General features: G+C 68.6%; 9 protein-coding genes. 5 read left to right on the forward strand and 4 right to left on the reverse strand.

The features are described 5' to 3' along the window. Positions 1 to 13 precede the first annotated feature (13 nt). Positions 14 to 811: an IclR family transcriptional regulator domain-containing protein gene (locus SK803_RS13880; protein ID WP_319966378.1), complete on the forward strand. Its 798-nt coding sequence runs from the start codon at positions 14 to 16 to the stop codon at positions 809 to 811. Positions 812 to 863: 52 nt separating this feature from the next. On the opposite strand, the gene SK803_RS13885 is transcribed toward SK803_RS13880, so the two are convergent. Further along, positions 864 to 1,436 carry a TetR/AcrR family transcriptional regulator gene (locus SK803_RS13885; RefSeq protein ID WP_319966379.1) on the reverse strand — a complete coding sequence of 191 codons (573 nt, stop codon included), beginning with the start codon at positions 1,434 to 1,436 and terminating at the stop codon, positions 864 to 866. 213 nt (positions 1,437 to 1,649) lie between these two features. Between SK803_RS13885 and SK803_RS13890 the strand changes: the two genes are divergently transcribed. Then, a complete protein-coding gene (locus SK803_RS13890) occupies positions 1,650 to 2,465 on the forward strand; it encodes an oxidoreductase (RefSeq protein ID WP_319966380.1) in 816 nt (271 codons plus the stop codon). Here the strand turns inward: SK803_RS13890 and SK803_RS13895 are convergent. Next, the gene (locus tag SK803_RS13895; protein WP_319966381.1) at positions 2,415 to 4,082 is read right to left on the reverse strand and encodes a SpoIIE family protein phosphatase; all 1,668 of its coding nucleotides are present in this window, start codon (positions 4,080 to 4,082) and stop codon (positions 2,415 to 2,417) included. The genes SK803_RS13890 and SK803_RS13895 overlap by 51 nt on opposite strands. A gap of 343 nt (positions 4,083 to 4,425) precedes the next feature. Here SK803_RS13895 and SK803_RS13900 point away from each other — a divergent pair, with 343 nt between their 5' ends. Next, positions 4,426 to 4,920 carry a hypothetical protein gene (locus tag SK803_RS13900; protein WP_319966382.1) on the forward strand — a complete coding sequence of 165 codons (495 nt, stop codon included), beginning with the start codon at positions 4,426 to 4,428 and terminating at the stop codon, positions 4,918 to 4,920. Between the two features lie 53 nt (positions 4,921 to 4,973). On the opposite strand, the gene SK803_RS13905 is transcribed toward SK803_RS13900, so the two are convergent. Further along, positions 4,974 to 5,843, reverse strand: a complete 870-nt coding sequence (locus SK803_RS13905; protein ID WP_319966383.1) for an alpha/beta fold hydrolase — start codon at positions 5,841 to 5,843, stop codon at positions 4,974 to 4,976. A 93-nt stretch (positions 5,844 to 5,936) separates the two neighbouring features. Between SK803_RS13905 and SK803_RS13910 the strand changes: the two genes are divergently transcribed. After that, the gene (locus SK803_RS13910; protein WP_319966384.1) at positions 5,937 to 6,536 is read left to right on the forward strand and encodes a TetR/AcrR family transcriptional regulator; all 600 of its coding nucleotides are present in this window, start codon (positions 5,937 to 5,939) and stop codon (positions 6,534 to 6,536) included. 69 nt (positions 6,537 to 6,605) lie between these two features. Here the strand turns inward: SK803_RS13910 and SK803_RS13915 are convergent, their stop codons facing one another. Further along, positions 6,606 to 7,181, reverse strand: a complete 576-nt coding sequence (locus tag SK803_RS13915; protein WP_319966385.1) for a ferritin-like domain-containing protein — start codon at positions 7,179 to 7,181, stop codon at positions 6,606 to 6,608. 146 nt (positions 7,182 to 7,327) lie between these two features. Here SK803_RS13915 and SK803_RS13920 point away from each other — a divergent pair, with 146 nt between their 5' ends. Further along, entirely contained in the window at positions 7,328 to 9,127 is a 1,800-nt protein-coding gene (locus SK803_RS13920) for an ABC transporter ATP-binding protein (RefSeq protein ID WP_319966386.1), read from the forward strand. The last annotated feature ends 331 nt before the right edge of the window (positions 9,128 to 9,458 follow it).

Below are 9,458 nucleotides of genomic sequence, written 5' to 3' on the forward strand. Positions count from 1 at the left end.
GAAAGATGGGGCGATGACCAGCGGGCCGGACGAGCGCGACTTCATCCAGAGCATCGAGCGCGGGTTCGCGGTGCTGCTCGCGTTCGACGAGGAACGGCCGAGCCCGAACCTGGCCGAACTCGCCGCGGCCACCAATCTCTCGCGGCCTGCCGTGCGCAGGATTCTCCTTACGCTGCAACGACTCGGGTACGTGCGCAACGAGGGCACGAGGTGGACGCTGACGCCTCGGGTGCTGAGCATCGGGCAGCACTACTCGGCGTCGCACGCGATGATCGAGATCGCGCAGCCGCACCTGCTGGAGCTGTCGGCGAAGACGGGCGAGTCGGCGTCGCTGGCGGAGCTCGACGGACGGGACGTCGTCTACGTCGCGCGCGTGCCGGTGCGGCGGATCATGAGCATCAACGTGTCGGTCGGCACCCGGATCCCGGCGTTCGCGACATCGATGGGCCGGGTGCTCCTCGCCTGGGCGCCGGACGCCGTGGTCGACGAGGTCGTCGCGGCCGGCCTGCCCGCGCTGACCAGGCACACGGTCACCGACGCCGAGGAGTTCCGGGCCGGCCTGCGACAGGTTCGCTCGGACGGGTGGTCGATCGTGGCGGAGGAGCTGGAGATCGGGTTGCTCTCGGTGTCCGCGCCGGTACGCGACCGCACCGGGGAGGTCGTCGCCGCGCTCGCGTCCTCCACCTCAGTGGGGCGGTCGTCTGTGGAGGAGCTCCGCGGAGAGGTGCTGCCGCTGCTGCTCGACGCCGCGGAACGGATCAGCGCGGACCTGGGCCACACGGGCTCGGCGCGGCGTGAGGGCTTCTACTGACGGCTGTTCAGGCAGGACGCATGTCCCTCGCCGCGAACGCGGGCGAACTGGCTCAGCCGCGTGGTCCTGCTCCGTGCAGCAGCGTGTCGATGACGAGCGTGGCCAGCGCGTCCGGGTCTTGTGCGGCGGGGTCGGTGCCGGGCTTGTTCAGGGCTTCGCTGAGGAGGGCGTAGTACACCTGCCGCGTCCAGTCCAGGTCCGCGTCCGGGGCGAGGAGTCCCTCGTGCTGGGCCCGGTTGAGGAGGTTCACGGTGTGGCCGTTGATCTCCTCCCAGAGAGCCGCCGCGGCGCTGGTGTGCGCCGTGGCGTGGCTGAGGGTGAAGCGCCAGGTGCTCTTGACCCGCATGACGTTCGCGGTCACCCGGTAAAGCGCCACGAGCGCGGGGGCGGAGTCCGGCCGGGCTTCCTCGATCGCGTCGATGAGCTGCTGCTTGGCGGAGACGGCGAGCGCGTCCACCAGCGCCTGCCGGTTCGCGAACCGGCGGTGCACGGTGATCCTGGTCAGGCCCGCCGCTTCGGCGATCTGCTCCATGGAGGCGTTCGGGTCTTCGGCCAGCACCCGCTCGGCCGCCTCGAGAATCGCGCGCACACTGCGCTCGGCGTCTGCCCGCAGTGCTCGGCTCATGTCTGTCTCCTGCCTCGGCGCTGCCTGATCTCCTGTAGAGGATACGGGACCGATACGGGTAACTGCCTAACTGATACTTCGATGTTGCTGTTCGTTGGACTAACTGATACGTTCGTGACACGGATATAGCCCGGCGGGTGCGGGTGGTCCTGCGCCGATCGCGGTCACTCCGCCACAGCAAGCCGACATCTGTCGCATCAGTCAGGAGCCGAGATGACAACGAACAAGCCGGTAGCCCTCGTAACGGGAGCGTCCTCCGGAATCGGGAAGGCCGCGGCCCTCGCGCTGGTCGGGGCCGGCTACGACGTGATCGGTACCAGCCGTGACGCGTCGAAGGCCGCCCCGCTGGGCGGCGTGACGTTCGTCGACCTCGACGTGGTCAGCGACGAGTCGGTCGACGCCGCGGTGGGACAGGTGATGGAGCGGTTCGGGCGGATCGACGTCCTGGTCAACAACGCCGGGTTCGGCGCGGGCGGCGCCGCGGAGGAGAGCTCCATGGCTCAGGACCAGCGTGTCTTCGACATCAACGTCTTCGGTGTCATCCGCATGACGAAGGCCGTCCTGCCGCACATGCGCGCTCAGCGCGGCGGGCGCATCGTCAACATCTCCTCGATCGTCGGGTTCATCCCCGTGCCCTACATGGCCGTCTACGCCGCGTCCAAGCACGCCGTCGAGGGCTACTCGGAGTCTCTGGACCACGAGGTCCGCGAGTACGGCGTCCGGGTCCTGCTGGTCGAGCCCTCGTGGACCAACACCTCGTTCGAGGCCAACGCCGCGCAGCCCGACCAGCCCCTGGAGGTCTACGCCCAGCATCGGCGCGCCTTCGACAAGCGGATGGCGGCGGCGGTCAAGGCCGGCGACGATCCCGCGGTCGTCGCCAAGGCCATCGTCGCGGCGGCCACCGACGCGAAGCCGAAACTGCGTTACCCCGCCGGCGCGCAGACCGGGCGCGTCCACACCATGCGCCGGCTCGTCCCGTCACGGATGTTCGACCAGCAGATCCGCAAGCTCAACGAACTCCCCGCCTGACCGGGTGCCTGGCGGTCTGTGGCGCAAGGCGAGTACGCAGATGTCGTCGCGACCCTGGTCGGGGGCGGCGGCGTTGATCACCGTCGGCACGAGGTGGTCAAGGCCCTTGGGCAGATGTGGCGCTGTCAAGGCGGCGCACAAGGTCTGGATGCTCGTGTCGATGTCCGCGTCGTGATGTTCGACCAGCCCGTCGGTGTAGACGAAAAGCACGTCACCTGGCCGAAGTGACGTCTCGAAGGCGAGATACTCGGCTTGTGGCACGGCCCCCGTGATCAGCCCGTGCCGGTGTGCCATGGGACGGGCCGTGCCGTCGTGGACGAGCAGCGGGTGGGGGTGGCCCGCGTTGGCGTAGCAGAGGGTGCCGTCCCAGGGGCTGTAGACGCCGTAGAACACCGTGGTCATCGTCATGTCCGCGCACGAGCAAACGAGCCGGTTCAGTTCACGCAGCACGCGGTCGGGAAGCGGGTTCTGCATCGCATAGGCGCGCAGGGCGCTGCGGACGCTGCCCATGGTGACCGCGGCTTCGACGTCGTGCCCGATCACGTCGCCGACCGCGATCGCGAGCCTGCCGTCCGGCAGGGGAAACGCGTCGTAGAAGTCGCCGCCCACCCCGGCCGCGCTGTCCGCGGGCCGATAAGCGGCGGACAGCTCGACGCCCTCGACGTCCGGGAGGCTCGGCGGCAGCAGAGCTCGTTGCAGTTGCAGCACGACCTGCCGCTCGTCCTTCAGCTGCGCGGTCATCTCATCTGCCCGCACCACGGCCGCCCGTGCGGTGGCCTCGGCGGTGCGGCGAGCGGTGCGGTCGACGCACATACCGCGCAGCGCCACCACTGTGCCGGCGGTGTCCGCGACCGGCTCGGCGATCGACGAGACCACGACCATCCGCCCGTCGGGCGTGCACAACCGGTACTCCACGTCCGACACCGGCGAGTGCACGGTGCGGCCGCTGAACGAAGCGCGAGCCACCTCGACGTCTTCCGGGTGCACCAGCGCGAGGACTTCCTCAACGGTGTTCGGCGACTGGGTCACACCGGCGATGCGGCACAGGTTCACCGACCACGCGACCCGGCCGGTGCGCAGGTCGATCTCCCACGACCCGGTACCGCCGGCACGTTGTGCCCGATCCAGCCGGTCGGTCCACTCGGCGTGCAGGCGCAGCCCTTCGAGCTCGGCGACCTCGTGCGACTCGGTGACGTCCTGAACCGCGATCACGGCGGCGACCACCTCGTCATCGCGGCCACACAACGGGAACAGGTTGAGCAGGAGGTGTTTGGCGGCGTCACCGGCCTCGCCGTGCGTCTCGACATCGCGGTGCACGGCGCCGGTGCGGAGCACGTCGACGATGAGGGGTTCCACGGCCGTCGCATGGGCAGGCGGAACGATTTCGCTGATCGTTCGCCCGACCAACTGGCGCGAGGGCAGGCCGTGCACCGATACGAACGCCGGATTGACGTAGAGGACCTGCATCTGCTCGCCCACGACCGCGAAGCCCACGGGCGCCCGTTCGAGCACCGTCGTGATCTCCGGGAGCGATCCACCTGAACCTGCGAGACCGCGTGCCAGTTCGATACTGCCCATCGGCGCGCCGTCGAGGAACTTCGAGGCTTTCCCGTCCACGGACCACATTGCTGCTTGTTCCTCCTGTCTCACCACACAGGCCTGACTCCAACTCCCTTGTCATGGCACTACTTCCGGACGATCTGTTACCCGATCGAGGGACCGGGTAAACATGGAAGTGGGTCCAGCGAAGGATTCGTGCCGTCCACAGAGGATCGGACAGGCCCGGTTCCGAGAGCCCAGGGCATGCAGTTCAACCGCACGGCGGCGCCAGCGCTCCCCGAGCCGCCGGCGCAGCTCGATCGACGCGGGCAGGGCTGCCGGCAGCGCACGTGGGAACTCCGTGCGACCATTTCAGCCCGCGCCGAACAACCAGGCGCCGGGGCAACGCATGGGGGAGCAAGTGAGAACCAGGTTCGCGGTCGCCTTGACGACGTTCGTGCTCGTGACCACGGCCGCGTGCGGCACCGACGTGCCCGCCGGCCTCGCCGACAAGGTCAAGTCGGGCTGTCCCGACCTGCTGAAGCCAGAACCGCTCGCGGTCATCACCAAGGGCTTCGAGGTCTCGGAGGTGAGCTCCTCGGAGGCCAACGGCTGCCGGGTCTTCGTCTCGACCGGACGCCAGGTGCTCAACGTGGGACTCGTCGCCTACTCGAGCCCGGCGGAGTCGGAACGGCTGACACCGATGCTCTGCCGCAGCGGGAAGCTGGACGCGAACACCAAGTCGTGCGCGGACGACGAGCCCGGCGGCGGCCTCACGGTGCGTGCCGCCGCCGGTAAGTGGAGTGTTGTGGTGTCGGTGTACGAGGTGCCGATGAACGACGACGTGAAGAAAGCCGCGCAGCAGATCGTCGAGGACCTCGGGAGCTCCGACAAGACCCGCGACCAGACGCCTTGAGGTTTGGACTCACCCCTGCACTGGACACACCGTGAATGCACGCTCCCAGGTGCTCATTCCGGTAAGTCCGCCCGGTCGTCCTCGACGAAGGTGAGGATCCGGGAGATCGTCAGCTCCGGTTCCTCCAGGGGCAGCGCGTGGGTGGTCTTCGGCACGATCTCCGCGTGGAGGCGGGGATTGAGCGCCTCGACGCGGGCAGTGACCTCGCGCGCGTCGTAGACGTTGTTGCGTTCGGCGAACACGAAGTGGACGGGCACGTCGATCGCGCGCAGTTCGTCGTCGGTGAACTCGTGCTGCGGCGGGAAGTGCGGTTTGTACTTGAGCCCGCGCAACACCAACGGGGCCAGGGTGCGGCGCACGTGGGGATCTCCGGACATGATCCGGCGCAGGATCGGCGCCGGCAGCAACCAGCGGTACATCTGGCCGAAGCTCCAGAGGACGAACCGCAGCCCGGCGATCCCGAAGCCCCCCGGTTCGAAGGCGATCACGCTCGCGATGCGGTCGCCGGAACGCATGGCGAGGTCCAGCGCGAAGATGGCGCCGCGGGAGATCCCGACGAGGTGGAACTTCTCGTGGCCGAGGCCGGCGAGCACGTCGGCGAGCCAGTCCGCCTGGTCCTGGCCGCTCTGCACGGGACGCGTCTGGACCGAGCGACCCGGTTCACCGATCGTGTCCACCGCGTACACCGTGTGCCGCTCGGCCAGTTCGGCGACGTAGGCATACCAGGACAAGGACGTGCCCATGACGCCGTGCAGCAGCACGATCGGCGTGCCCTGTCCGGTGCCGCTGCGCCGGACGCGGGTCGGTCCGAACCGCGTCTCGACGTCCAGCTCTTCAGCCGGAACGGGCCACTTCCGCAGGATCGCGTCGTACGTGGCGAAGTAGTTCTCCTGCGCCTTCTGATCCACGAACTTTCCGAGCATCTCGACCCCCCAGCCGGGTTTTCCAATGCAGACGCAATGTTATAGCAAACCGGCCCGTCAGGCCAACAGCGGCCGGTGTGGCACAGTGATCACGTGCCGAAACGCGTTGACCACGACGAGAGAAGGCGTGAGATCGCGGAGGCGCTCTTCCGGATCGCGGCGACGCAGAGCCTTCAGGCGGTGACGCTGCGGGCGGTCGCCGCGGAGGCCGGCATCTCGATGTTCCAGGTGCAGTACTACTTCCCCGCCAAGGAGCAGATGCTGCAGTACGCCTGGCGCCGCATCACCGAACTGGGCGCCGAGCGGGCAGGACGGGACATCGCCGAGGCGTTGCGGACAGGCGACGAACGCGCCGTCGTCCGCGCGTGCCTGCTCGCCGTGCTGCCGACCGACGAACGCAGCCGCATGCTGTGCGCGGTGCAGATCGCCTACTTCGCCGTCGACGTCACCCGTGGCGGCCAGGATCCGGACCAGCAGGCCATGCTGCCCCACCTCGTACGCCTGGTCGCCGGCCAGCTCGAACAAGCCCAGCAGCGCGGCGGCGTTCCGGCGCACTTCGACACCCGGCTGGAGGCCGACGCGCTCGCGACCATGACCGCCGGCCTGCTCAGCGCGATACTGGTCGAGGCCTATGACACCGAGCAGGCGACGCGGATCATCGACTACCGGCTCGGGCACCTGTTCACCGGCTAGTGGTCACGCCACGGGCATCAACGTCGACTCGGTGCCGCCGGTACCCGGTCTGTGTGGACCGCCAATCCCTCAAGGCGCGTCCGTGCGTGCAGGACGATGCGCATCGCCGCCCATTATCCTTTGCCGTCGAACGATTTCGAGCGTTTGCACGACGAACTGCCACCGCCCGACGCCGAGCTGTCGCAGCCCTGGCGCGTGGTCATGGGCGACCGTCACCACGGCCCCGACGAACAGCAGCCACCAGAACGCCCGTGCAGGCGGGCAAACCCGGCCGAGCCGGGCTTGGTGGAACGGAACATGCCGCTCCTCGTCCTGCAGAATCCGATCCGCGACGTCAGCGGTGAGCGGGTCACGACTGCCGTCCCGCAACGCCCGGTAGTACCGCAGCGCCACGGTTTCCGCGATGAGCAGCACCATCAGTTCCAGCCGGAGTCCCAGCGCACGGCGTAGCCGCACGAACACCGCGTCCGTCCAGTGCGAACTGATTGTCGGCTGCCCAGCAGCCCGCAGCAGATGCTCCAGCATCCGCGCGTGGTTCTGTTCCTCGGCGACGAACAACCGCACCGCCGCGCCGTACGCCCCGCCGCCCGCCTTGGCGATCAGGTTGGCGCCGTCGCCGGACTCGCCGACCTGGAACCGTTGCACGCTCTTGACGACGTCGGGGTGCAGCCGGGCGCCGACAGGCGGTGTCGCAAGGCATTCCGCCGACCGCGTCCACGCGGCGATATTCGATCGCTGCCACCCGACCCTCTACGGCAGCATGAGGAAGCTGAGGTGTCCGGAGGGGGCGGATGGTCGTGCCAGGATCGGAAAGGCCTGTCCGCAAGAACGCGGTGCCGCTCGCTCTGCGCCTGTACGGAAGGGAGTTGCGGCGCCACGGGTTCATGACCGTGGGCGCACTCGTGTTGCCCGCGTTGGGCGTGACGTGTCAGCTCTATCTCGCGCCGTTGGCGGTCGGCGGGCTCGTGGGAAAGCTTGCGGATGGTGGCGACACGAGGCTGGGCGCCGTCCTGCCTTACGTGCTGGCCTTCGGCGGTTTCATGCTGCTCTCGGAACTGTTGTGGCGCATTGGCCTGCACTGCCTCAACCGCGTGGACGGCCGCGGGATCGAGAACCTGTCCGCCCTCGCGATGGACGAGCTGTTGGGGAAGGACGCGGCGTTCTTCCACGACAACTTCGCCGGGTCGCTCACCAAACGGGTGCTGAGCTTCGCGTTCCGCTTCGAGGACTTCGTGGACACGCTGGCGTTCAAGATCTTCGCCAACCTCATCCCGCTGGGTTTCGCCTGCGTCGTTCTGTGGAGCTACCACCCGATGCTCGTCGCGGTGCTGGTCGGCCTGATCCTGGTCACGGGATGTGTGGTCGCGCCGCTCATCCGCCACCGCCAGCGGCTGGTCGACCAGCGCGAGGCCGCCATCGCCCAGGTGTCCGGCCACGTCTCGGACACGCTCATGAACATGGAGACGGTGCGGGCGTTCGCCGCCGAGCGGCGCGAGGGCGCGGAGCACCGGATCCGTGCCGCCAAGCAGCGAACGCTGGCACTGCGGTCGTGGGACTACAACAACCTGCGCATCGACACCGTGATCGCGCCGCTGTCCGTGCTCACCAACGTACTCGGCCTCGTGGTCGCGATCGGGGTCAGCGACGGGCTCGGCGTGGAGGCGATCGTGGTGACGTTCGCCTACTTCGGGAACGCCACGCGGATCATGTTCGAGTTCAACCAGATCTACCGGCAGGTGGAGAGTGCGCTCACCGAGGCGGCTCAGTTCACCGAACTGCTGCTCGACCCGCCGACCGTGCTCGACCCGAAGCACCCGGAACCGTTGCGCGTGAAGGACTCCCAGGTTCAGTTCGAGAACGTCGTGTTCACGCACGGCGGCGGCGAGCCGCTGTTCGACGGGCTCGACCTGGACATCGCGGCGGGCACGCGGATAGGGCTCGTCGGCCGCTCCGGCGGCGGCAAGACCACGCTCACCCGGTTGCTCCTGCGGCTGATGGACATCGATCGGGGCCGCGTCCTCATCGGCGGCCAGGACATCGCCCGCCTGAGTCAGGCCGACCTGCGCGGCCTGATCGGGTACGTGCCCCAGGACCCCGCCATGTTCCACCGGACGCTGCGCGAGAACATCGCGTTCGCACGGCCGGGCGCGACCGACGCCGAGATCCACCGCGCCGCGCATGCCGCGCACGTGACGGAGTTCGCGGACGCGCTGCCCGACGGGTTCGACACGATGGTCGGCGAACGTGGCATCAAACTGTCCGGCGGGCAGCGGCAGCGGGTCGCGCTGGCCCGCGCCATCCTGCGTGACGCGCCGATCCTGCTGCTGGACGAGGCGACCAGCGCGCTGGACTCGGAGAGCGAGGTACTGGTCCAAGAGGCACTGTGGCGGCTCATGGACGGCCGCACCGCGATCGTCGTGGCACACCGGCTGAGCACGGTCGTGCGGATGGATCGGCTGATCGTGCTCGACCGGGGCCGGATCGTCGAACAGGGCACCCACGCGGAACTGCTCGACGTCGACGGGACGTACGCGAAGCTGTGGCGCCACCAGTCCGGCGGCTTCCTCGACGAGGCGGTCGGTACTCGTTGATCAGTCCTCGCGGACTGATCGATCACCACTTGGAGTCAGTGCTGGACCGCTATGTGTTCCACTACAACCATCGTTGACCACGCAGAGCGCGGCACAGCACGCAACACGCCCTGACCACCCGACCGCCGGGTCGGGCATGAACAAGATGACTTCGCCGCGCGGGAACGACCAACTGCGAGTTGCCGCTCATCGCTGTCGGCGTACACGTGATGCTCGTGGACTACTTGCGCACGAGCGAGGCGGGCCGAGGCGACGCGCCAGCTCCGCTTGCTGCCGTGCACCGACCCGAAGGTCACCGATCTCTGCGGCGGCTGACCGTCCGGTCCAGTCC

This window comes from Lentzea miocenica (genome assembly GCF_033949945.1).
In the GTDB taxonomy this organism is placed as follows: domain Bacteria; phylum Actinomycetota; class Actinomycetes; order Mycobacteriales; family Pseudonocardiaceae; genus Lentzea; species Lentzea miocenica.